This window comes from Streptomyces sp. NPDC002181, from assembly GCF_042890485.1.
Lineage (GTDB): Bacteria > Actinomycetota > Actinomycetes > Streptomycetales > Streptomycetaceae > Streptomyces.
The window spans coordinates 17,292-39,929 of sequence record NZ_JBIASC010000023.1 but is presented as its reverse complement, the minus strand read 5'-3'; the positions used below and the strand labels follow the sequence as shown (position 1 = coordinate 39,929).

17 protein-coding genes are annotated in these 22,638 nt (G+C 72.6%); 6 read left to right on the top strand and 11 right to left on the bottom strand.

What is annotated here, in order from left to right; translation table 11 throughout:
* The first annotated feature begins 131 nt into the window (after positions 1 to 131).
* The 3 genes from ACFYXV_RS33660 to ACFYXV_RS33650 are packed head-to-tail and all read left to right on the top strand — an operon-like array spanning position 132 to position 2,403.
* Positions 132 to 767: a metal ABC transporter ATP-binding protein gene (locus ACFYXV_RS33660; protein WP_389385000.1), complete on the top strand. Its 636-nt coding sequence runs from the start codon at positions 132 to 134 to the stop codon at positions 765 to 767.
* Positions 764 to 1,630 carry a metal ABC transporter permease gene (locus tag ACFYXV_RS33655; protein ID WP_389384999.1) on the top strand — a complete coding sequence of 289 codons (867 nt, stop codon included), beginning with the start codon at positions 764 to 766 and terminating at the stop codon, positions 1,628 to 1,630. Before ACFYXV_RS33660 ends, ACFYXV_RS33655 begins: the two co-directional genes overlap by 4 nt.
* Positions 1,588 to 2,403 (top strand): metal ABC transporter solute-binding protein, Zn/Mn family, encoded by an 816-nt coding sequence (locus tag ACFYXV_RS33650; protein WP_389384998.1) that lies wholly within the window; start codon positions 1,588 to 1,590, stop codon positions 2,401 to 2,403. Before ACFYXV_RS33655 ends, ACFYXV_RS33650 begins: the two co-directional genes overlap by 43 nt.
* A 78-nt stretch (positions 2,404 to 2,481) precedes the next feature.
* On the opposite strand, the gene ACFYXV_RS33645 is transcribed toward ACFYXV_RS33650, so the two are convergent.
* From ACFYXV_RS33645 to ACFYXV_RS33635, 3 genes are all read right to left on the bottom strand, one after another.
* Entirely contained in the window at positions 2,482 to 3,222 is a 741-nt protein-coding gene (locus ACFYXV_RS33645; RefSeq protein ID WP_389384997.1) for a class I SAM-dependent DNA methyltransferase, read from the bottom strand.
* Positions 3,223 to 3,345: 123 nt separating this feature from the next.
* The gene (locus ACFYXV_RS33640) at positions 3,346 to 5,025 is read right to left on the bottom strand and encodes a class I adenylate-forming enzyme family protein (RefSeq protein ID WP_389384996.1); all 1,680 of its coding nucleotides are present in this window, start codon (positions 5,023 to 5,025) and stop codon (positions 3,346 to 3,348) included.
* Entirely contained in the window at positions 5,022 to 6,797 is a 1,776-nt protein-coding gene (locus ACFYXV_RS33635; protein WP_389384995.1) for a CoA transferase, read from the bottom strand. Before ACFYXV_RS33635 ends, ACFYXV_RS33640 begins: the two co-directional genes overlap by 4 nt.
* A gap of 144 nt (positions 6,798 to 6,941) precedes the next feature.
* Between ACFYXV_RS33635 and ACFYXV_RS33630 the strand changes: the two genes are divergently transcribed.
* Complete coding sequence (locus ACFYXV_RS33630; RefSeq protein ID WP_389384994.1) at positions 6,942 to 8,150, top strand: acyl-CoA dehydrogenase family protein; 1,209 nt, start codon at positions 6,942 to 6,944, stop codon at positions 8,148 to 8,150.
* 66 nt (positions 8,151 to 8,216) lie between these two features.
* On the opposite strand, the gene ACFYXV_RS33625 is transcribed toward ACFYXV_RS33630, so the two are convergent.
* On the bottom strand, positions 8,217 to 9,470 hold the full coding sequence (locus ACFYXV_RS33625; RefSeq protein WP_389384993.1) for an MFS transporter: 1,254 nt from the start codon (positions 9,468 to 9,470) through the stop codon (positions 8,217 to 8,219).
* A gap of 162 nt (positions 9,471 to 9,632) precedes the next feature.
* Positions 9,633 to 10,355, bottom strand: a complete 723-nt coding sequence (locus tag ACFYXV_RS33620; protein ID WP_385473822.1) for a TetR/AcrR family transcriptional regulator — start codon at positions 10,353 to 10,355, stop codon at positions 9,633 to 9,635.
* Positions 10,356 to 10,527: 172 nt separating this feature from the next.
* Here ACFYXV_RS33620 and ACFYXV_RS33615 point away from each other — a divergent pair, with 172 nt between their 5' ends.
* A complete protein-coding gene (locus ACFYXV_RS33615; RefSeq protein WP_389384992.1) occupies positions 10,528 to 12,264 on the top strand; it encodes an amidase in 1,737 nt (578 codons plus the stop codon).
* Between the two features lie 14 nt (positions 12,265 to 12,278).
* On the opposite strand, the gene ACFYXV_RS33610 is transcribed toward ACFYXV_RS33615, so the two are convergent.
* From ACFYXV_RS33610 to rhaI, 5 genes are all read right to left on the bottom strand, one after another.
* On the bottom strand, positions 12,279 to 12,605 hold the full coding sequence (locus tag ACFYXV_RS33610; protein WP_389384991.1) for an L-rhamnose mutarotase: 327 nt from the start codon (positions 12,603 to 12,605) through the stop codon (positions 12,279 to 12,281).
* Positions 12,602 to 15,766 carry a discoidin domain-containing protein gene (locus ACFYXV_RS33605; RefSeq protein WP_389384990.1) on the bottom strand — a complete coding sequence of 1,055 codons (3,165 nt, stop codon included), beginning with the start codon at positions 15,764 to 15,766 and terminating at the stop codon, positions 12,602 to 12,604. Before ACFYXV_RS33605 ends, ACFYXV_RS33610 begins: the two co-directional genes overlap by 4 nt.
* A gap of 452 nt (positions 15,767 to 16,218) precedes the next feature.
* Positions 16,219 to 17,691, bottom strand: coding sequence for a rhamnulokinase family protein (locus ACFYXV_RS33600; RefSeq protein ID WP_389384989.1), 1,473 nt, complete (start codon positions 17,689 to 17,691; stop codon positions 16,219 to 16,221).
* A 7-nt stretch (positions 17,692 to 17,698) separates the two neighbouring features.
* Entirely contained in the window at positions 17,699 to 19,738 is a 2,040-nt protein-coding gene (locus ACFYXV_RS33595) for a bifunctional aldolase/short-chain dehydrogenase (protein ID WP_389384988.1), read from the bottom strand.
* Between the two features lie 3 nt (positions 19,739 to 19,741).
* On the bottom strand, positions 19,742 to 20,908 hold the full coding sequence (rhaI, locus tag ACFYXV_RS33590; RefSeq protein WP_389384987.1) for an L-rhamnose isomerase: 1,167 nt from the start codon (positions 20,906 to 20,908) through the stop codon (positions 19,742 to 19,744).
* Positions 20,909 to 21,060: 152 nt separating this feature from the next.
* On the opposite strand from rhaI, the gene ACFYXV_RS33585 reads away from it, so the two are divergent.
* On the top strand, positions 21,061 to 22,080 hold the full coding sequence (locus ACFYXV_RS33585) for a LacI family DNA-binding transcriptional regulator (protein ID WP_389384986.1): 1,020 nt from the start codon (positions 21,061 to 21,063) through the stop codon (positions 22,078 to 22,080).
* Positions 22,081 to 22,173: 93 nt separating this feature from the next.
* Here the strand turns inward: ACFYXV_RS33585 and ACFYXV_RS33580 are convergent, their stop codons facing one another.
* The gene (locus ACFYXV_RS33580) at positions 22,174 to 22,596 is read right to left on the bottom strand and encodes a hypothetical protein (RefSeq protein WP_389384985.1); all 423 of its coding nucleotides are present in this window, start codon (positions 22,594 to 22,596) and stop codon (positions 22,174 to 22,176) included.
* Positions 22,597 to 22,638 lie beyond the last annotated feature (42 nt).

Here is a 22,638-nt window from a genome sequence, read left to right as displayed (position 1 = left end):
CGGCAGGGAAAAGTCGCCACCGGTTGCCCGCCCGCGGGAACCCGGGGCGTCCGCCGTCCGACTACTGCGGCATGGGCGGCGGTTGGGCATCCTCTCGCGCCTGCTGCTACACGAGGATCGAGGTAGGTGTGATGGGCGGGCTGGAAGTTCACATGCGCCGGGTGGCCTGCCGGCACGGCCGTGTCGAGGCGGTCGCCGATTTGGATCTGGAGATCGCGGCCGGCGAGCGCGTGGCGCTGACCGGGACCAACGGTTCGGGCAAGACCACGCTCCTGCGTGCCGTACTCGGGCTCCACCGGCAGGTGTCGGGGTCGATCACGGTCGGCGGACGGGGTACCGGGTCCCCGGCGGAGTGGGCGTGGCGGCGCAGGGCCTGTGCCTGGATCCCGCAGAAGCCCGCGGCCGGCCGATTCCCGCTGCTGGGCTCCGAGTTGCTGGCCAGCAGTACCGCTCCCGCGGACGCCGGAGAGGCAGCGGACCGGCTCGGTGTCGCGGAGCTGACCGGGCGGCCCCTGCACACCCTCTCGGGGGGCCAGTTGCAGCGCATGTACCTGGCCCGCGCGATCGGCTGTGTCGCCGCCGGTGCGCAGGTGCTGTTGGCGGACGAGCCGACCGCCGCCCTCGATTTCGACGGGCAGGAGGAGGCCGCGGACGTGCTGACGTCGCTGCCGGTGACGCTGGTCGTGGTGACGCACGACCGGACGCTGGCGGAGCGCTGCGACCGCGTGCTGGAGATGGCAGCGGGCCGGCTGCGGGAGCTCCGGTGACCCTGGCCGCCGCCGACCTCGGCGCGCTGCTCCAGCTCGTCCCCGTCCAGCGGGCCGGGGTCGCCCTGCTGCTGGCGGCGGTCGGGCTGCCCGTCATCGGGGTGGTCATCGTCGGGCTCGACATCATGCCGGTGCGGTTCGCAATGATGCACGTCGCGCTGCTCGGTATCGCGATCGGCCTGCTGACCGGCCTCGACCCCATGCTGTGCGCGCTCGTCGCCTGCGCTCTCGCCGGTGCGGGCGTCGCGCCGCTGGCCCGTACTCCGGACGGGCTGTCCGGGGCGATGGGGCTGCTGATGAGCCTGGCGATCGCTGCCGCGCTGCTCCTCCTGGCGGTGACGGGCGTCAACGCGTCCGGCGCGTTCGCCCTGCTGTGGGGGTCGATCCTGTCGGTCGGAACGCCGGATCTGATCGTCCTCGGCCTGTTGGCCGTCGCCGTGCCGGGCCTGTTCTGGTGGCGACGGCGCGAGATCGGCCTCCTGCTCTACGACCGCGAGCTCGCCCAATGCTCCGGCGTACCGGTGCGGGCCCTGACCGCGGCCCTCCTCGTCCTGGTCGCGATCGCCGTGGCCGGCGCGATCAAGCTGACCGGTGCGCTCCTGGTCGACGCCCTGACCCTGCTGCCGGCACTCGCGGCCCGCCGCCTGGGCAGCTCCTTGAAGTCGATCACGCTGTGGGCCATCGGAATCGGTGTCTTCGTCAACCTGACGGGGTTCCTTCTGGCCCTGTGGCTGGACTGGCCACCCGGGCCCGTCCTCGTCCTCACGGCGGGGGCGCTCGTCCTCGCCGTGCATTTCATACCCGAACGGAGAATCAGCTCATGGCGCTCACCCGCGTCCGTATCCCTTCCCTCGTCGCACTGAGCGCGGCACTCCTCCTGACCGCGGCGTGCGGCAGCGGCAGCGGCAAGGCGTCCGACGACGCGCCGGCCAAGGGCGGCAGCGAGGTGAAGAAGGACAGGCCCGTGGTGGTCGTGACCACCACCTGGGAGGGTGCTTTCGCCAAGGCCGCCGGCGCCGAGGACGTCAAGGTCATCGTCCCGCAGTCCGTACACCACGCCCCCGACTACGACCCGAAGCCCTCGGACCTCGCGGCCGTCGCCAAGGCCGACTTCGTGCTCTACGCACCGTTCGAGCCGTACGCGGCGAAGATCAAGGAGGCCGCCGGCTCCACGGCGAAGCTGGTGGAGGTCAACCTCGACAACGACCCCGACAAGGTCAAGGCCGAGGTCGACAAGCTGGGTGCCCTCTTCGGCACGGCGAACGCCGCCGCGCAGTGGAAGACCGGCTTCGACGCCGAGTACGCGAAGCTGAACCAGGACGTCCGGGCGGCCTGGCCGGGCGGCAAGAGCCCCTCCGTCGTCACCCAGGTCTTCACCGCCTGGGCCGCGAAGCTCGCCGGTGCCACCTCCGTGGGGGCGTACGGGCCCGAGGCCGTCACCCCGGCGCAGCTCGCCGAGCTGGCCGCGAAGAAGCCGGCGCTGGTCCTGGACAACGCCCACATGTCCACCGGTGCGGTCCTGCCCGACTCCGGCGCCAAGCAGGTCGAGATCGTCAACTATCCGGGCGAGGACCTCGACCTCCTGCCGGTCTACCGCAACGCGGCGGCCGGGCTGAAGAAGGCCATGGCCTCGTGATCCGGGCGGCACGGAGCAGGCCGTGGGACCGTAGACCCGGCACGGTGGCCGACCCCGGCCCCGGCCCCGTCCCCGACCTCAGGCCGGCTTGCGCCAGACGGAGACGTGTTTCGCGGAGTCCTGGGTGAACGCAGACCCGTCCCAGTCCGCGACGCGGCGTTCCAGCTTGAGTCCGGCGATCCGTGCCATCAGGTCGAGCTCCGCCGGCCAGGCGTACCGGTGCCGGGAGTTTTCGCGCCGGTAGTGGCCGTCGTCTCCGTCGCGGGTGAAGTGGTGCGAGACGAGGATCTGCTCGGCCGGATCGAAGGTGTCGAAGCCGACGTGCTGCCGGGAGACGTCGAACGGCACCGCGACCTGGCCGGGCGGCAGGAGCCGCAGCGGCGGCACACCCAGCTCGATGACGAATCGGCCGCCGGGCTCCAGATGCCGTGCGGCGTTGCGGAAGCACTCGACCTGCTCGTCCTGCGTCAGCAGGTTCGAAATGGTGTTGTAGACGAGATAGACCAGGGTGAAGCCGCCCGGAACGGCAGCGGTGGCCATGTCCCCGATGACCACCGGAAGGGTGTCCTCGTCGACCTTGCGCCGCAGCACCGCCGCCATGGGCTCGGACAGTTCGATGCCGACGACCGGCACGCCGCGTTCCCGGAGCGGGACGCCCACGCGTCCCGTTCCGATGGCGAACTCCAGTGCCCGGCCGTCTCCGGCGAGCTCCGCGAGAAAGGCGAGGGTCGGCCCGAGAACGGCAGCCGAGGAGGCTTCGGCCTCCTCGGCGTCGTAGCGGTCGGCGGTCGCGCGGGTCCACAGTTCACTGCTCGTCACGGGTGGCCACTCTGCCGGGTGCCGGGAAGCCTGTCGACGCATTTAGGGTTCTCCGCGGCGCAGCGTGCGTGCACCGCCCGCCGTGTGTGCCCGGGCAGCAGGCGAGCTGCCGGGGCCCGCGTGTCATCCGGCCTGCGCGAGCGGAGCCGGGCGTACGGGGTCGAGCGCGTCCGGGTCCGAGAGGCGCTCGCGCAGGGCGGCCCGGTCGGGCTTGCCCGCGGGGGTCAGCGGGAGCTCCGCCACCACCAGCAGGTGCTCGGGATGCTTGCGCCGCTCCAGGCCGCGCGAGGTCAGGTGGGCGCCGAGTTCGCCGAGTACGGGAACCCTGGCCGTGCGGGGCACGATGCAGGCGGCCAGCCGCTCCCCCATGACCGGGTCGGGTACGCCCACGCACACCACGTCGCGGACCAGAGGGTGCGCGGCCAGCTCGCGCTCCACTTCGGCGGGGCTGATGTTGGCGCCGCCGCGGATCACGATGTCCTTGAGCCGTCCGACGACGTGCAGGGTGCCTTCCGCGTCGAGGAGGCCGAGGTCTCCGGTGCGGACCCAGCCGTCGGGGGTGCGGTAGCGGGCGTCGAGCTGCGGGGAGGCCACGTAGCACAGCGGGGTCATCGGGCCGCGCGAGATGATCTCCCCGATGGTGCCGTCGGGCAGTGGGGCGTGGGTGTGCGGGTCGGCGATGCGGATCTCCGCGACGCGGGGGTCGGGGTGGCCCGCGACCACGCCGGTACCGTCCGCGGGCGGGACCCGGCGGGCGAGGCCGGTGTGGCAGTTGACACCGTCGGCGGAGCCGTAGAGGTTGACGACGGGGCAGCCGAAGGCGCGGGCGGCGTCCTTGGCGGTCCTCTCGTCCAGCGGCGCACCACCCAGGACCAGGGCGGTGGGGGCGGGCAGGGCGCCGCCGTCGGCGTCGAGCCGGTCGAGCATCATGCGGATCATGGTCGGCACGCCCAGGACGTGGGTGGGCTCGTGCTCCCGTACGGCCGCCAGGGCGGCCTCGGGGGTGAAGTGGTCGAACAGGACCAGGGTGCCGCCGTGCCGGGCCAGGGTCACCGCGGTGCCGTTGGATCCGAAGGCGGAGCCGAGCGGTACGAGGAACAGGCAGCGCGGGGGCGTTCCGTCCGGCATGAGGGAGGCGAGGAAGTTTCCGCGTCCGCCGGCAAGGGCGTTGTGGGAGTAGGCGATCATCTTCGGCTCGGCTTCGGAGCCGGAGGAGACGAGGATGCGCGCCGCGCTGTCGGGATCCGGCCGGGCCGGGGTGAACGCCGTCGGGTCCGAGCGCAGCAGCCGCGAGAAGGCGACGGTCCCTTCGGGTGCCGTTCCGGGGCCGGCGGCGATCACGTGGCGCAGCGCGGGCTGCGAGGGGGCCGGGGTGAGCAGGTCGGCGGCGTGGTGGGAGCCGCGGTGTTCGGTCGCGGCGATGACGGCGACGGCTTCGGCCCGGCGCAGCAGGCCCTCGGCCTCCAGGATGCCCCGGCCGACGGGGAAGGGCAGGGCGATCGCGCCGATGGCCGCGATGGCGAGGTCGGCGATGACGGCGTTGCGGTTGTTGGGGAGCTGTACGCCGACCACGTCGCCCGGGCCTATGCCCAGGTCGCGCAGGCCGACGGCCAGACATCGCACCTTGCGGTCCAGGGCGGTGTAACAGAGCTTGCCCTTGTCGTCGAGGACGGCGGTCGCGTGCAGGTTCGCGATCTGTCGTGCCCGGAAGAGGCTGTAGAGGTCGAGGTCGGGGCAGGTGCCGTCGACCGCCCAGGAGCGGCGGAGCTCAGCGGGCAGCAGGTCGTGCAGGGCGACGGTCAACTGAGGCTCCAGGGGTCGGGAACGGCGGGGGCACCGTGCGCGTCGCGGCTGATCGAGCCGGCGAAGCGCGCGTCGTGGTGGAGATCGGCCAGGTCGGTGGTGACGGCGGTTGCGGTCAGGCCGTGGCGGGCCAGCAGGGACAGGGCGTCCGGGGTGGCGAGTTCGCCCAGGTCGTGGGCGGCGGCCGCCACCGCGCACACGTCTGAGGGTGCGATCCAGCCGTCGGCCGTGGGCAGCGGGTGGCGGAAGCCGGCGGGCCGTCTCGGGTTCGCGCCGCGGGCGGCGCGGCGCAGGGCGGGTGCCGTCAGGGTGTCGGCCGCGCCGAGCAGGGAGGAATCGACGCGCACGCCGTGCCCGGTGCGCTCCCGGAGCAGGAGTCCGGCCAGCACGGCCTCGGCTCCTGTGAGTCCGCCCATGACGTCGAGCAGCGTCATCAGGGAGGGGGCGGGCAGTTCGCCTTCGGGCCGTACGGCCTCGCCGACACCGGTACGGGCCTGGACCATGAAGTCCGTGCCCATGGGGGCGTCCGGCAGCCGATCGGCCCAGCCGCCGGTGTACGCGTAGACGAGGCCCGGGTTCACGGTGGCGAGGTCCTCGGCGTCGAGACCGAGTCCACCGGCCTTGCCCGGGGCCCAGTTGTGCAGGAAGACGTCGGCTTCGGCGGCCATCTCCCGCAGGCGGCGCCGGTCGGCGTCGCTCTTGATGTCGATCTCTACGGCCTTCTTGCCCCGGTTGAGGGCGAGCCAGCGTGCCGAGATCCCGGAACAGGCCGGGGGCATGCCGCGCAGGGGGTCGCCGCCGGGCGGCTCGATCCGTATGACCTCGGCTCCGAGCAGTCCCAGCAGGTGGGCTGCGAGAGGGGCCTGGATGCGGCGGCCGGCCTCCAGCACGGTGATTCCGGCCAGCGGGCGGCCACGGGACGGAGCCGCTTCGCCGGTCCTGGCGCCGGGCTCCATCAGACGCAGGGACCAGGGCGCGGCGCCATCGTGTTCGGCGGCCCGCTCGGCCAGTGTGCGCAGGACGCACACCTGTGCGCCGGAGAGCGCTGCGGCCTGCCGGATCCGTGCCGTGGAGTGGGACCGGGTGACGGTGTGCAGGGCGGCGGGGAAGGGCGCGCAGGCGGTTGCGTAGCGGAACTGGAAGGGGCGCCAGCCGGCCCGCATCGCGTCGGCGGGCGCGTCGAGGGCCTTCCAGAACGCGGCCCAGGCCCCGGGGTCGAGGGTTTCCAGTTCGAAGAGAGTGCCCTCGGCGGAGGTGAAGGGCGGCCCGCCCGGCGCGAGATCGGCCGCTTCCCCTTCGTCGGCTCCGGCGGCGGCCAGGTACTGGGAGACGGCGAGCAGTCCGGCACGCTCCGCGCTCGTGGTGACCTGCCGCGGGTGGATGCCCCGGGCCGCCCCGACCAGGGTGGCGAGAAGGCCCTGGACGGTGAGGACGGCGGTGGCGGTGGCCGTGTAGTCGACCGCCAGGCCGCGCGGGCCGCCGTCCCGTCGGCCGTGGACTGCCATGACCCCGGTGGCGGCCTGCACGGTGGCCTCGTCGACGAGGCCGGACTCCGGGCCGCCCCAGCCGGTGGTCGCGCGGACCGGCTGGGGACCTGCGCCGGTGATCACGACCTGCCCGCAGGCCTGGCCGTCCTGACCGGCAGCCTCGCCCTGTGCGCCGAGCAGCCGGAGGCGGTCCGCCACGAGGCTCGTGATCTGCGGCGGCCCCGAGGTGTCGAAGCGCAGTGTGTCGAGCGGCCGGACCGTCCGCGTGGTTGCCGGTGACGCCATGCCTCTCCTCTCCTGGCGCGGCGGTGGCCGTGCCGGGGCGTTTCTTCGAATCCGGGAACCCGGGAGCGTGCGCGCCCGACCAGTTCCACGGACAGACAGTCGGACAGCCGTTCCCACGGGTTCCCGGAAATCTGGAGGAAAGCAGTGAAAGATCCAGGCGCGGCCGACGACGGGTACGCCCAACACGCAGCGCACACCGACCCGTTGCGTGAGCGGGTCGCCCGATTCGTCCGCGACGAGGTGATCCCGTACGAGCCGGTGCTCGACGCGGGAGGGGCCGCCGCGGGAGACGCGATGGGCGAGCTGCGCGGCCGTGCGCTCAAGGACGGGCTGTGGGCACTGCCCCTTCCGGAGGAGCTCGGCGGTGGGGGCCTGGCCCTCGGGGCATACGCCGCGCTGGCCGAGGCCGAGGGCGCCAGCGACCACGGACCCGCCGCTCTCGGCTCCGCTCCCCTCCTGGACGTCACGATGCTCGCGCGCCACGGCGGGGGCCGGATCCACGAGGAGTACCTCACCCGTCTGGTCGCCGGCGAGATCCGCGCCTGCTACGCGATGACCGAGCCCGGCGTGCCCGGTACGGACCCGTTCCGGACCGCCACGCGGGCCGAACGCCGGGCGGACGGCGGCTGGTCGGTGACCGGCCGCAAGTGGTTCACCTCGGGCGCCGCGAACGCCGACCTGGTCACGGTGCTGGCCCGCACCTCCGGCTCCCCCGGGGAGCGCGAGGGGCTGTCGCTGCTGCTGGTACCGACGAGCTCGCCCGGCTTCCGGGTCGTCCGTGAACTCCCGGTGTTCGGTGCGGCAGGCCAGTACGAGATAGCCCTCGAGCAGGTTCCGGTGCCGGCCGACCACATCGTCGGCGAGGCGGGCCGGGCACTGGCCATCGCCGGGGAACGCCTGCAGCTGGGGCGGACGTTGCGCTGTCTGCGCTGGCTCGGCCAGGCCCGGCGCGCCTTCGACCTCATGTGCGAGCGGGCCGCCACCCGGAGCGGATCGCGCGGACCCCTCGCCGACCACCAGCTGGTCCAGCAGCACGTCTTCGACGCCCTGCTCGCCCTGCGCACCACCCGCCCTCTGGTCCACGAAGCGGTCGCCCTGATCGCGGCCGGGCGGGACGCTCACGTCGAGGTCGGGCTGGCCAAGGTCGCCGCGGCGCGGATGCTCCAGCAGGTCACCGACTCGGCGATCCAGGTCCACGGCGCCGCCGGACTCGGCCCTGACACCCCGCTGCCCGCTCTGTTCCGCAGCGGTCGCGCCGCCAGGATCCTCGACGGCCCGGACGAACTGCACATCACGTCCGTGGCCCGCCGTGTCCTGCGCGACCACGGCGCGCAGCCCGCTGCACGCGGGTGATGCCGACGACACCGTCCGGGGCGGCGAGCGCGAGCGCGGTCGTCATCGATCGCCAGACGCGTTCCGTCAGCGCCGCCGACGCACGACCGGCCCGGCCGGTGCCGATCGTGCGGACCGTACCGTCCGATCGCGGCGGTCGCGCACGGCCCAGACGAACGCGACCGCGCCCGCCACGGCGAACTCCACCGCCACCAGCAGCCAGCCCGTACCGTACCGGTGGTCCGCCACCAGCAGCCCGAACAGGGGCGGGCCGACCGCGAAGCCGGTGAAGAAGCCCGCCGCGGTCAGTGCCGAGTCCTGGCCCGCCCGCCCCGGTGCGGCCCGCTGCATCACGAGCACCATGGTGACGGCGTTGCCGGAGACGGCGAACACCCCCACCGCGACAGCGCCGAGCCACACCAGCGGCCCGACCGCCACCGCCGCCGCGAGGAGCACGGCCGCGCCGAGCGCTCCGCAGGCGAGCCAGCCCGGAAGCCACTCGGCCCGCCCCGGGCGGGCCGCCTTCGACCAACCGACGCGGCCCGCGATGCCCGTCAGGCCCAGCACGGCGACCAGGCCGGCGGCCGCGGTCGGCCCCAGCCCCAGTTGCCGTACGCCGAACAGCGCGAGGTAGGTGTTCACGGAGGCTATGCCGCAGCCCAGGAACAGCGAGAACACCGCGAGCCACGCGACCGTCCCGCGGGGCACGAGTGAGGTGTGCGGGCCGCCCGAGGCGACCGGCGGATCGGCGGGCAGAGCGCGCACGGCCCACAGCCCGGTCAGCAGGGCGGCACCCGCCGCCGTCCAGACGGCGCCTCGCCAGCCCAGCCCCGAGGCGAGGGCCGCGAGCGGCAGTCCGGCGGCGAACGCCCCCAGTTGGACGCCGGACTGCTTCATGCCCGTGACCGCGCCCCGGCGGGCGGGCGGTACCGCGGCGAGGATCGCCTTGTTGGTGGCCGGGTTGGCCAGCGCCTGCGGCACCCCGCCCAGTGCGACCGCGCCCAGCAGCAGCCCGGCGCCGGGCGCCGCACCGATCAGTGCGAGCGCCGCGGCGGAGACGAGGAGCAGGGCCACCAGCGAGCGCCGTGGCCCCACCCGGTCCACGATCCGGCCGCCGGCCGGCGAGAGCAGGGCGGCCGTACCGAATCCGATCGTGGTCGTCAGCCCCAAAAACACGGGAGACATGTCCAACTCGTCCACGAGGCGCGGTCCGAGTGCGCCGAGCAGGAACAACTGCAGCATCGAGAAGGCCATGGCGGCGGTCAGGAACCCGGTGAGCTGCCGGCCTGCGCGGAACTTCGTCCCTTCCGGTGCACCGGTCGCTGCTTCCTCCGCTGGCACAACCGTCTCCTCCCGGGGTCCATCGCGACTGCCTGGTGCGAAGTCAGTCGGATGTGCGCTCCGGCCGGTTCCACCGCCCTTCTGTGGCCCGCACCACACGTCCCGGGTTCGGGGCAGCGCTCGGACGGCCGGTTCGTTCGGGCCCCCAGCGCGACGGCGTCGTCACGCCTGCCCGGTGGGACGCAGTTCGCGTTCGAGGGCGGATAGGGCGAATGCGTGCGCCGAGGTGCGCTGCCAGCGGGACCGCCCCAGCATGACGTCTTCGGAGATCCCGCTCAGCATGGCCACGGCCCGGATGGTGAATTCGGGGATGTCCACATCGGCGAAGTGTCCCAGGTCCCGGCCCTCGCGCAGGATGGCTTCCAGACGCTCGTCCCAGCCGTCCAGCAGCTCGGTCAGGGTGTGCCGGCCCGCTTCGTCGTGGCGCTGGGCCAGTACCTGCGTCCACAGTGCGTAGCGTTCGTCGCCCTGGTGGCGGGGCAGGTAGAAGCGGACGAACAGGTCCAGCTTCTCGGCTGGGGATGCGGCCTGGTCGGCGGCCTGCCGGAACCGGGTCCAGAGGTCCGCTTGGCTCCATACGAGGACTTCGAGCAGGAGCCGGTCCTTCTTGCCGAAGTGGTAGAGGATGTGCCCGGTGCTCATGCCGGCCCGCTCGGCGATGTCCGACATCCGCAGGGCCGCCGTCCCCTTCTCGGCGATGAGGCTGATGGCGGCGCGCATGGCCCGCCCCCGTGCCTCGTCCCCGCTGGGCTGGCGCTTCCTGTCGACCGGCGCCCCGGCCGCGGCCCGGGAGGCGGCGCCGGCTTCGGTGCCCGCCGGCCCGGTCACGCCGTCGGGCGGGAGGAGGCGGTCGGACGGCGAGGGCCCGCTCTCTGACGTAGCCATGCGCTCACTTTCGGTTCCGGAAATCCAGGTGCCAAGTCTAGGTTCCGCAAATCTAGACCTTTAATCTAGACTGAAAATCAAGTCAGGACGATGGGGGTGTGACGGCCGCGTGCGCGGCCACCCCGACGGCCGGCGGCCAGCCTGTACGACCCACCACCCGGGAGACACACTCATGACGCGCGGATTCGATGTCGTGGAGACCTGTATCGCCGACCTGCGCGCCGCGCTGGAGAGGGGCGAGACCACCGCGGTCGGCCTGCTCCACGCCTACCTCGCCCGTATCGACGCCTACGACCGCCCCGGCACCGCCACCGCCCTCAACGCGATGGTCGTGATGAACCCGGACGCCCGCGCGGAAGCGGAGGCCTCCGACGCCCGCCGCACCCGCGGCGAGACCCTCGGCCCGCTGGACGGCATCCCCTACACCGCCAAGGACAGCTACCTCGCCGAGGGGCTCACGGCCGCGTCCGGCTCCCCCGCCTTCGAGCACCTCGTCGCCCAGCGCGACGCCTTCGCCATCGAACGCCTGCGCGCGGGCGGGGCCGTCCTCATCGGCCTGACCAACATGCCGCCCATGGCGAACGGCGGCATGCAGCGCGGCGTGTACGGCCGCGCGGAGAGCCCGTACAGCGCCGACTGGCTCACCAGCGCCTACGGCTCCGGCTCCTCCAACGGCTCCGGCACGGCCACGGCGGCCTCCTTCGGCGCGTTCGGTCTCGGCGAGGAGACCTGGTCCTCGGGCCGCGCCCCCGCGTCGAACAACGCGCTGTGCGCCTACACCCCCAGCCGCGGCGTGATCTCGGTACGAGGCAACTGGCCGCTGGTGCCGACCATGGACGTGGTCGTCCCGCACACCCGCACCATGGCCGACCTGCTCGAACTCCTCGACGTCATCGTGGCCGACGACCCGCACACCCGCGGGGACCTGTGGCGCGCACAGCCGTGGGTGGTCCTGCCCTCGGCGTCGCAGGTACGGCCCGCCTCCTACCCGGCACTCGCACCCGCCGACGCCACGGCCGCATCCGGCGCGCTCGCCGGCAAGCGCGTCGGCGTACCCCGGATGTACATCAACGCCGACCCCGACGCCGGAACCAACCCCGACGGAGGCATCGGCGGCCAGACCGGTCAGCGCATCGACACGCGCCCCTCGGTCATCGCCCTGTGGGAAGCCGCACGCCACGACCTGGAGGCCGCCGGCGCCGAGGTCGTCGAGGTCGACTTCCCCGTGGTCTCCCACTACGAGTCCGACCGCCCCGGAGCTCCCTCGCTGCTCACCCGCGGAATCGTCAGCCGCGACTACCTCACCTTCGAGATCGAAGACCTGTCCGCCTGGGCCTGGGACGACTTCCTGCGCGCCAACGGCGACCCGGCGCTCTCCACCCTGGCCGAGGTCGACGGCGACCGCATCTGGCCCAAGCGGGAAGGCGAACTGCCCGACCGCTACGCCGGCTTCGACGACACGATCGGCGACTACCCGCGCTTCGTGCGCGAGCGCCCGTACGCCTCCCTCACCGACATGCCGCACCTCGAACGGGGGCTGCGCGGGCTGGAGGAGACGCGCCGCGTCGACCTGGAACTGTGGATGGACGGACTGGGTCTGGACGCGGTGGTCTTCCCCGCGGTCGCCGACGTCGCCCCCGCGGACATGGACGTCTCCGAGGCCTCCGCCGACCTCGGCTGGCGCAACGGCGTCTGGGTCGCCAACGGCAACCTCGTCCCCCGCCACCTCGGCATCCCGACCGTGACCGTACCCATGGGCACCATGACGGACACCGGCATGCCGGTCGGGCTCACCTTCGCCGGCCGCGCCTACGACGACAACGCCCTGCTGACCCTCGCCGCGGCCTTCGAGAAGACCGGCAGCCGGCGCACGGTGCCGCCGCGCACGCCGCGGCTGTCGGCACGGTGACCCTCCCAGGGCGCTCAGTCCAGGTGGAACACCTCCGTCAGCGGTGCCATCGCCCGGTCGGCCGGCGTGCCGTCCAGGTACTGGAAGTACCTGGACATCTCGGCCTGCCAGCGGGCGTTGACCTCGGTGGCGGACATCGCCTCGCGGGCGCGATCGAAGTCCTCGGTCTCCAGGTAGCCGACGAGCAGGCCGTCCGGGCGCAGGAACAGCGAGTAGTTGGTCCAGCCGGTGGCCCGGAGGGCATCGAGCATCTCCGGCCACACCTGGGCGTGGCGCTCGCGGTACTCGTCGGCGAGTTCGGCCCTCACCTGGAGCAGGAAGCAGATCCGGTGCTTCGTCATGAGGCACCGATCCCCGCCAGCTGCATGTAGTACACGCCGAACTGGTCGGCGGTGAGCGTGGTGCCGGTGACCTTCACGTACCGGGCGGTGGTGGCGGCGAAGCCGAAGGAAAGGCCGCCGGCTCCGGGGCGCGGGTACGAGCTCCTCGACACCACGGTGGTCCAGTTCGTTCCGTCGGCCGAGAGCTGGACGGTGAAGGCGGACGGGAAGCCGCGCCCGGTGTTCGGGATGTCGTCGCGGGGGTACAACGTGACCTGGCTGATCCGCGACGGGCCGCCGAGGTCCACCCGCGCCCACTGCGTGGTGTTCGGGGAGCCGGCCCCGGCGCTGCTCCAGCCCGAGGAGTTCCACAGGTCGCTGTGATGGGTCCCGTTGGTGAGGTTGGCGGTCAGCCAGCCCTCCGCGGGGTACTCGACCGAGCTGGAGGTGGTCGCCGTGCGGCCCGGTGCCAGATCTCCGCCGACGGCCTCGATCTCCGCGAACTGCATGCGGAAGGCGCCGAACTGATCTGTGCTCAGGCTGGTCCCCGTCACCTTCACCCAGCGCGCGTCGACCGTCTCGAACGGGAAGGTCTGCGCCGTGGCGCCGGGCCTGGCGTACCCGGCTTGGGCACTGACCGTGGTCCAGTTCGTGCCGTCGGTGGAGGTCTGGATGGTGAAGTCGACCGGGAAGCCCTGAGCGGCGTTGGCCCCGTCGCTGCGCGGGTGGAGGTCCACCCGGCTCACCGGCCGGGTCGAGCCCAGGTCCAGCCGCACCCACTCGGTGTGGTTGGTGGCGGTACTGCCGGAACTGCTCCACCCCGCAGCGTTCGGCGCCGACGTCCGCTGCCCGTCGACCGCCGAGCGGATACCCCAGCCGTCGGCCTCGTACGAGCTGGAGGCGGTGACGGCGGCGCTCTCGGCGGGGGCGAGAGAGCTCGGCATGATCCGGGCGTTCCAGAAGTTCGCGCTGGCGCCGCCGGTGACCAGACCCGCGTCGCCGGCGGTGAACGCCGCGTCGGTGACGGTCAGCACCGGCGCCTGCCCGGTCCCGGAGTACACCTTCAGGGTGTTCCCGCGCGCGACCACGCGCAGGCGGGTGCGCTGCCCCGACACGTAGCCGGGCACGGACGCGGAGCCGATCGTTGTGCCACTGCGGTAGACGAACACCTGGCCGTTGTCCCGCTGGGCGATCAGGTAGCCGGAGTCCAGGTCCGTGCCGTTGGCCGAACGCACCATCAGACCGGCCCAGTTGGTGTCTCCACCGAACGAGTTCACTCCGGTTATCTGCAGGTCCACGCCCACCGAGACGTCGGTGTAGCCCCGCCCGCGCAGGTAGGAGACGTACCCCCAGTTCGCCGACGCGTCGGACTGCGTGTACCGGGCGCCGCCGGCCGACCAGGTCCCCCGGGTGTGGGTCCAGAAGTGGTCGCCGCCGCTGAAGTCGTCGGTGAACGGCAGCGCCAGGTCACCGGAGGCCGCTGCCAGTTCGTCGAGGAGCTGCTTGTGCCGGCCCTCGACGTTCCACCCGGAGAGGTCGTACGCCGTCGGGTTGGTGATCAGCGTCTCGGCCAGGGTGCGTGCCGCCTGCGGCTTGACCGCGGCCAGCTGCTGCAGCAGCTCGAAGTCCTGCAGACCCGCGGTCTGAGCTTCGCTGCGGAGGCTGTCGTAGATGCCGTAGGCGGCCTTGTTCGGATAGACCAGCCAGTGGTCGCCGGTCTGCGCGGTGTTGAAGGTGTCGGCGGCCGGATACGGCTCGCCGAAGCCGTCGTGCCAGTAGTTCCAGCCCCAGTGCAGGTAGCCGTCGCCGCCGATCTTCCAGGTCAGCCAGGGGAGGAGCCTGGTCCCGCTGAGGTGGTTGCTGGTGAAGCGGTTCATGTACGGGCCCTGCGGGACGATGCAGCTGTACAGCCACAGGTCCTTCCCGCTGATCCGGTAGCTCTGATAGAGCGCGACGTTCGCGTCGTAGTTCGAGGAGAGCGGGGTTTGCGTCGACAGGTGGGCCGCGTCCCCGGTGAAGGTGGTCAGCTGCGCCTCGTTGGTGCGCGGGTTCGGGAAGTACCGCTCGTAGAGGGTGTAGAGCCAGTTGGCAGCCGTGGCCTGTTGCGTGCTGGTGGGCTCGTCCAGGGCGCTCATGTAGAAGTTGTCCGTCCAGCCCTTGGCATCCAGGTGCGCCTTCAGCGCCGGGAAGAGCTGCTTCAACCAGTTGTTGGTGTCCGGGCAGCCGTTGGCCGGAGCGGAGTCGGGCCGGCAGAGCGCGTGCTTGACCGCGCCGCTGACGCCGTTGGCCGGCACCAGGGTGTCGAGGTGGGGACCGGAGGCGGGCGGCTCCAGCAGGGTCGGGGTGTAGAGGTACTGCATGGCCCCGGCGCTGACGAAGAGGTTGACGAACCGGTCGAAGGTGGACCAGCCGAAGGTGAACTGGCCCGCGGCGTCGACGGTGGTGTCCGGGATCAGCAGGGCCACCGCGTCGGCGTAGACCACGTTGTTCCGGTGCCGCGCCATGTTCGCCGCGATGTTGGCCTCGACGGTCCACCAGTTGGCGTCGTACATCCGCACGCCGTACTCGTTCGGGATCGACGCCTCGGTGCCCGCGTAGTCCCAGCCCGCCGAGGAGAACCAGTTGTTCATCTTGAACGTGGACTGCGAGGTCGGCGGGATCGTGGCGCCGTACACGGTCACCGACACCGGAACCGTGACGGCGCCCAGGCTGCTGTTCACCGTGGCGCTGCCGATGTAGGCGCCCGGCGCCTGACCGGCCGGCACGTAGACCTGGTAGTAGGCGGCGTACGTGGTGTCCGCCGCCACCGACCGGGGACTGTTGTTCATCAGCGCGTCGTAGTAGGCGCTCCCGCCGTCGGGCGGGTTCTGGACGTTGCCGACCTTCTGGATGTTCGGGTGGTTGTACTCGTAGCGCGTGGTGATGTTCGCGGCGGGAATGACCGCGCCGCCGGGGCCGGTCAGTGCCCCGGGGGTGACGGACACCCCGGTTTGCGCCGTACCGGACCGCACCAGGATCTGCGCCGCCTCGTAGGCGTTGCGGGCCGCGTACAGCTCGATCCCGGTCGGCGCCGAGCCCGGCGGGGTGGTCGAGGTGAAGGGCCGGTCGGTGGCGTCCAGGATCCACACGGTCGGCCCGCCGGCCGCGCCGGCCCGAGGCGCGGCGAGGACGGACAGCGGCACTGCATACAGTGACAGTGCCAGGCACACCAGGAGACGCAGGGATCTGCGGCGACGCGTGCGCATGGAAACCCTCCGAACTCTGAGAAATGACTCCGAAAGCCGAACAGGCTTTTTCTCCGTACCGGTTCGGGCCGCCCGCAATTGTTTTGCGGCGCGACTTTCGGTCGACGCGGGGCCTCGCTGTTCGGAGTCCTGGTGACGGCGTGCGGGCAGCTCACAGCGGTGACAGCGATGACAGCCGGATCGGGGATGACACGAAGGGCGGCCGCTGGTCGCGCGATCGCATCGGGGATATGCGCACCCGGCCACCTGACGGCCAGCACGTTGCCCTTCGGTAAATGGAGTATTTCCAGAATTGCGATCCACAACCATGCGGGCTTGAGCAATATTTGACCGATCGTCACACTCCGGACGACGGGAGGTGACACCGCGTCCATGCCGTGCGGCTCAGGTCAGGCGAGTCCCACCCGGGCGGCGGCGGCGTCCCACGCACGGATGTCCCCCGCGGGCTCGTAGCGCCGCAGTCGCTGGGTGCGGGCGACCAGGCGACGCATGGCGCCGCGGTCCTCGACCAGGCCGTGGGTGCGGGCCTGGACGAGGATGTTGCCGATGGCGGTGGCCTCGGCGGGCCCGGCGATGACCGGCAGGCCGGTGGCGTCGGCGGTGAGCCGGCACAGCAGGGCGTTGCGGCTGCCGCCGCCGACGAGGTGCACGGCGCTGATCGCGCGACCGGTCAGATGGGCCGCCTGGGACAGGGTGTGACGGTACGCCAGGGCCAGGCTCTCCAGGATGCAGCGGACGACGGCGCCCTGATCCTCGGGCAGGTGCTGGCCGGTACGGGCGCAGTGCTCGGCGAGGCGGGCCGGCAGGTCGCCGGGGGCGAGGAACTCGGGGGCGCCGGTGTCGACGAGCGCCGCGAACGGGCGCGCGGCGGCGGCGCGTTCGAGCAGTTCGGGCAGGTGGCGGTCCTCGCCCCGGGCGCGCCAGGTGCGCCGGCTCTCGCTGAGCAGCCACAGGCCCATGATGTTGCGCAGGTAGCGGACGGTGCCGTCGATACCGAGTTCGTTGGTGAAGTTGGCGGCGCGGGAGGCCTCGGTGAGGACGGGCGCGTCGAGTTCGAGGCCGACGAGCGACCAGGTGCCGCAGGAGATGTAGGCGAAGTCCTCGGTGCCGGCGGGGACGGCGGCGACCGCGGAGGCGGTGTCGTGGGAGGCGACCGCGACGACGGGGGTGTCGGGGCGCAGGCCGGAGGCGGCGGCGACGTGCGAAAGGACGGTGCCGGCGTGGTCGCCGGGGCGGCGCAGTGCGGGCAGGAGGGCCGGGTCCAGGTCGAGCGCGGCGAGGACCGGGGCGGACCAGGCGCCGGTGCGGGCGTCGTACAGGCCCGTGGTGGAGGCGTTGGTGACCTCTGCGCCGACGGTGCCGGTGAGCCAGTGGGTGATCAGGTCGGGCAGCAGGAGCAGGGTGCGGGCGCGGTCGAGGTGCTTCTCGGCGGCGAGCTGGAAGATCGTGTTGAACGGCAGGTGCTGAAGGCCGGTGATCCGGTACAGCTCACGGGCCGGGAGGCGGCACCGGACGGCCTGGACGGCGGCGGCGCCGCGCGGGTCGCGGTAGTGGAAGGGGTTGCCGAGGAGCGCACCGTCGGCGTCGAGGAGCCCGTAGTCGACGGCCCAGCTGTCGATGCCGACGGAGGCGAGGTCCCAGCGCGCTGCGGCCTCGCGGAAGCCGTCCAGGACGCCTTGGTACAGGCCGAGGGCGTTCCAGTGCAGCCCGTCCGGGAGTTGGACGGGAGTGTTGTCGAAGCGGTGGGTCTCGGTGAGGTCGAGGCGGTCATGGTCTACCTGGCCGACGAGCACCCGTCCGCTGGTGGCGCCGAGGTCCGCCGCGGCGAAGGCGGCCGGGGTGTGTGCGGTGCGGGGCGTCACGGCCGCCTCAGCGCAGGAAGGCCGCGGCGACGCCGGCGTCGACGGGGATGTGGAGGCCGGTGGTGTGGGTGAGGTCGCCGCCGGTGAGGGCGAAGACGGCGGCGGCGACGTGCTCGGGCAGCACCTCGCGCTTGAGGAGGGTGCGCTGGGCGTAGAACGCGCCGAGCTGCTCCTCCGCGATGCCGTAGGTGGCGGCGCGCTGGGCGCCCCAGCCGCCGGCGAAGATGCCCGAGCCGCGGACCACGCCGTCCGGGTTGACTCCGTTGACGCGGATTCCGTGTTCGCCCAACTCGGCGGCGAGCAGTCGGACTTGGTGGGCCTGGTCGGCCTTGGCGGCGGAGTACGCGATGTTGGCGGGACCGGCGAAGACCGCGTTCTTCGAGGCGATGTAGACGAGGTCGCCGCCCATTCCCTGCCGGATCATGGTGCGGGCGGCCTCCCGGGAGACGAGGAAGGAGCCGCGGGCCATGATGGCGTGCTGCCGGTCCCAGTCGTCGGCGGTGGTCTCCAGCAGCGGCTTGGAGATGGAGATGCCCGCGTTGTTGACCACCAGGTCGACACCGCCGAAGGCGAGGACCGCGGTGCGGAACGCCTCGGCGATCTGCTCCTCGGAGGTGACGTCGACGGTGACGGCCACGGCCCGGTCCGGGCCGCCGAGTTCATCGGCGACGGCCCGGGCGGTGGCGGTGTTGACGTCGGCTACGACGACGCAGGCGCCCTCGGCGGCCAGGCGGTGCGCGATGGCCTTGCCGATGCCCGAGCCGGCGCCGGTGACCAGGGCGACGCGGGTGCCCAGCGGTTTGGGCGCGGGCATCCGCCGCAGCTTCGCCTCTTCCAGTGCCCAGTACTCGATGGCGAACTTCTCGCGCTCCTCGATCGGCGCGTAGCGGGAGACCGCCTCGGCGCCGCGCATCACGTTGATCGCATTGAGGTAGAACTCGCCGGCCACGCGGGCGGTCTGCTTGTCCCTGCCGAAGGAGAACATGCCGACGCCCGGCACCAGGACGATCGCCGGGTCGGCGCCTCGCATGGGGGGCGACTCCGCGGTGGCGTACCGCTCGTAGTAGGCCCGGTAGCCGGCCCGATAGCCGGTGTGCAGCTCCCGCAGGCGGGCGATCGTCTCGTCCAGGGGCGCGGTGGGGGGCAGGTCGAGGAGGAGCGGGGCGACCTTGGTGCGCAGGAAGTGGTCGGGGCAGGAGGTGCCGAGGGCGGCCAGGCGGGGATGCTCGGCACGGGCGAGGAAGTCCAGTATGGGCGCGGCGTCGGTGAAATGGCCGACCTGCGGGAGATCGGTGGAGGCCAGACCGCGGATGAAGGGGGCGAGCGAGGCGGCCCGCCGCCGGCGTTCGGCCTCTGGCAGGGCTTGGTGGCCGTCGAGCTGCGGGCCGAACGGCTCGGCCTTGCCGTGGCGGGCCAGGAAGGCCTCGGCGGTGCGGATGATGTGCAGGGCGTTGGCCTCGCACTCCTCGCTGGTGGCGCCCCAGGCGGTGATGCCGTGACCGCCCAGGACGCAGCCGACGGCCTGCGGGTGGTTGCGCTTGATCTCAGCGATGTCCAGGCCGAGTTGGAACCCCGGGCGGCGCCAGGGCAGCCACGGGACGGCGTCGCCGAAGCAGGCCGCGGTGAGTTTTTCGCCGTCGGCGGCGGTGGCGAGCGCGATACCGGAGTCGGGGTGCAGGTGGTCGACGTGCGCGGCGTCGACCAGAGCGTGCATGGCGGTGTCGATGGACGGAGCCGCGCCGCCCTTGCCGTGCAGGCAGTACTCGAACGCGGCGACCATCTCGTCCTCCCGTTCCACGCCCGGGTAGGTGTCGGCGAGGGCGCGCAGGCGGTCCAGTCGCAGCACGGCCAGGCCCGCCTCGGCGAGGGTGCCGAGGTCGCCGCCGGAGCCCTTCACCCACATCAGGTCGACGGGCCGCCCGGTGACGGGGTCCGTGGCCGCGCCCTTGGCAGAGGTGTTGCCGCCGGCGTAGTTGGTGTTGCGCGGATCCGATCCGAGCCGGTGGGAGCGGGCGAGGAGGGCGGCGACGACGGGGTGCTGGGCCACGAGTCAAGCCCCCCATCCGGCCTGGGCGCCGCCGACCCGCTCGGCGACGATCTTCTCGGCCCAGCCGCCGGCCCGGTAGGCCGCGACCGGGTTCGGGTCCCGCCCGTCCTCGGCGCGGACCTCGGCCAGCAGCGGACGGACATCAGTGGCGTAGGCGTCCATCAGCACCTCGTTCGCGCCGAGTACGTCGCCCGCGTTCTGAGCGGCCGTCAGGGCCGGTCGGTCGACCAAGAGGGCCTTGGCCGTGGCCTCCTGGACGTTCATGACCGAGCGGATGATCGCAGGGATCTTCGCCTCGATGTTGTGACACTGGTCGAGCATGAACGCGACGCCGGCCTCGGGGGCGAAGCCGCCGTTCCCGGTGACCTCGTGCAGGATCCGGAACAGCTGGAACGGATCGGCGGCGCCGACCATCAGGTCGTCGTCCGCGTAGAAACGGGAGTTGAAATCGAAGCCGCCGAGCTTCCCCTCGCGCAGCAGGAACGCGACGATGAACTCGATGTTGGTGCCGGGGGCGTGGTGGCCGGTGTCGACGACGACCGCGGCTCTGGGCCCGAGCCGCAGGCAGTGCGCGTACGCGGTGCCCCAGTCCGGGACGTCCGTGGTGTAGAACGCGGGCTCGAACAGCTTGTACTCCAGCAGGATCCGCTGGTTGTCGCCGAGCCTCCCGTACACCTCTGACAGGGCGTCGCAGAGGCGTTGCTGGCGGGCCGAAATATCGTCCTGGCCGGGGTAGTTGGTGCCGTCGGAGAACCACAGCTTGAGGTCGCGCGAGCCGGTGGCGTCCATGATGTCGACGCATTCCAGCAGGTGGTCGAGAGCCTTGCGGCGCACCCGCGGGTCCGGATGGGTGACGGAGCCGAGCTTGTAGTCCTCGTCCTGGAAGACGTTCGCGTTGATCGCGCCGATCTCCAGCCCGAGCTCGCGGGCGTGGGCGGACAGCGCGCCGTAGTCCTCGACCCGGTCCCAGGGAATGTGCAGCGAGACCTTCGGGGCGACGCCGGTGGCGGCGTGCACCTGGGCCGCGTCGGCGAGCTTCTCGAACGGGTCGCGCGGCACTCCGGGTTGGGCGAAGACCTTGAAGCGGGTTCCCGAGTTTCCGTAGCCCCACGAGGGCGTCTCGATGCGCTGGGCCCGAAGGGCGTCCTTCACTGCGGATCGGTCGGCCACCGGAGCACCTCCCACGATCTGAATCGTTTCATCCCGACGGTAGGCAGGACCGCGGGAAGCGTCAAGGCACCGGCGGGGGGCCTTTGGTGTGATGTCGTAACCTGACCTCCGGGCCGGCCGTCGGAGCCGGTGAAACATTTCAATGGTGGGACATGGGCGGCGCGGCGAGCATCAAGGACGTGGCACGGGCGGCCGGTGTGTCGGTCGGCACGGTCTCCAACGTGATCAACCGGCCGGAGACGGTCGGCGGGGAGACCAGGGCCAGGGTCCGGGCCGCGATCGACCGGCTCGGCTACGTCCGCAGCGAGTCGGCGCGCCAGCTGCGCTCCGGCAGCAGCCGGATCATCGGTCTGCTGGTCCTCGACCTGGGCAACCCGTTCTTCGTCTCCGTGGCGCGCGGGGCCGAACAGGCGGCGCGCGCGGCGGGCCTGGGCGTCATGGTCTGCAACAGCGCTCAGCGGCTCGCCGACGAGGCGGACTACCTCGCCCTGTTCGCGGAGCAGCGGGTGCGCGGGGTGCTGCTGACCCCGGCCGACGCGCAGGGGTCGGGAGCGGCGACGCTCCGTCGCGGCGGCGTGCCCTTCGTGCTGGTGGACCGGCTCGCCCCGGGGCTGGAGGCCTGCTCGGTGTCGGTGGACGACGTCGGGGGCGGCGCCCTGGCGGCGGGGCACCTGCTGGCGAGCGGCCACCGGCGGATCGCGTTCGCGGGCGGCCGCCACCGGCTGCAGCAGGTCGCCGACCGTCGCAGCGGCGCGCTGCAGGCGCTGGCCGGCCGCGACGCCGTCCTGCTGGACCTGGAGGTGGACGGGCTGGACGTGGCGGCGGGCCGCGACGCCGGCGCCCGCCTGCTGGGGATGCTGCCGAGACCGACCGCGGTGTTCTGCGCGAACGATCTGCTGGCCCTCGGGATGCTGCAGGCCGCGTTCGCCGCGGGCCTGCGGGTGCCCGAGGACCTCGCGATCGTCGGCTACGACGACATCGAGTTCGCCGCGGCGGCCGCGGTCCCGCTGACCTCGGTGCGCCGGCCCGCGGAGGCGATGGGGCGGACGGCGGCCGAGATGCTCGCCGAGGAGACCGGCCAGGGCGGCGCGGCCCACCGGCACCGACACGTCGTGTTCGAGCCGGAGCTGGTGGTGCGGCGTTCGACGCTGGTCGTGCCGCTGCCCGGCTGAGCGTGGCGTCGCCGTGCCCGCACGCCTGCCGTCAGTGCGGCGGTCGTGGAACTCGGCGGTTGCCGCTCAGCACGCGCAGCACGCTCAGCGCACTCAGCGCACGAAGTCCGTCACCGTGCCGTGGTTGTCGGGAGAGGTCAGGCCCCAGAGGATCAGTCCCACGACGATTGCCAGCAGGATCAGCCCCGGCACGTTCTCGGGCCCCCAACCGACGGGCCGGCGAACCGGTGGGGCCGGCGTGGCGTCGTCGCGTGCCGCGTCGGAGTCGGCGCGCTGCCAGGGAGCGACATCGGCCTCGCCCCGGGCGATCCGCGCGGCCACGTGGCGTACGTCGGCCGCGTGGTAGGTCGGCTCGCGGGTCAGGTCCCCGGAGGGCGCGGCCGAGGTGCGCACGCCGTTGGCCCGCGCCACGGCCGTGATGCTGATCGGCCTGATCTGCGGCCAGATCTCCCGGACTTCGGCGTTCGTCAGCCAGCCTTCCCCGTCCTGATGGTCCTGCTCGTCCGCCGCCCCCATGCGAAGTCAGCCCCCCTCGCTCGCCGATCACCCTTGGCTTGA

Bases quoted from the DNA above. Each gene is read 5' to 3' on its own strand.
- ACFYXV_RS33660 (WP_389385000.1), top strand. From the start codon at position 132: ATGGGCGGGCTGGAAGTTCACATGCGCCGGGTGGCCTGCCGGCACGGC.
- ACFYXV_RS33650 (WP_389384998.1), top strand. From the start codon at position 1,588: ATGGCGCTCACCCGCGTCCGTATCCCTTCCCTCGTCGCACTGAGCGCG.
- ACFYXV_RS33635 (WP_389384995.1), bottom strand. From the start codon at position 6,797: ATGGCGTCACCGGCAACCACGCGGACGGTCCGGCCGCTCGACACACTG.
- ACFYXV_RS33620 (WP_385473822.1), bottom strand. From the start codon at position 10,355: ATGGCTACGTCAGAGAGCGGGCCCTCGCCGTCCGACCGCCTCCTCCCG.
- ACFYXV_RS33615 (WP_389384992.1), top strand. From the start codon at position 10,528: ATGACGCGCGGATTCGATGTCGTGGAGACCTGTATCGCCGACCTGCGC.
- ACFYXV_RS33610 (WP_389384991.1), bottom strand. From the start codon at position 12,605: ATGACGAAGCACCGGATCTGCTTCCTGCTCCAGGTGAGGGCCGAACTC.
- ACFYXV_RS33585 (WP_389384986.1), top strand. From the start codon at position 21,061: ATGGGCGGCGCGGCGAGCATCAAGGACGTGGCACGGGCGGCCGGTGTG.
- ACFYXV_RS33580 (WP_389384985.1), bottom strand. From the start codon at position 22,596: ATGGGGGCGGCGGACGAGCAGGACCATCAGGACGGGGAAGGCTGGCTG.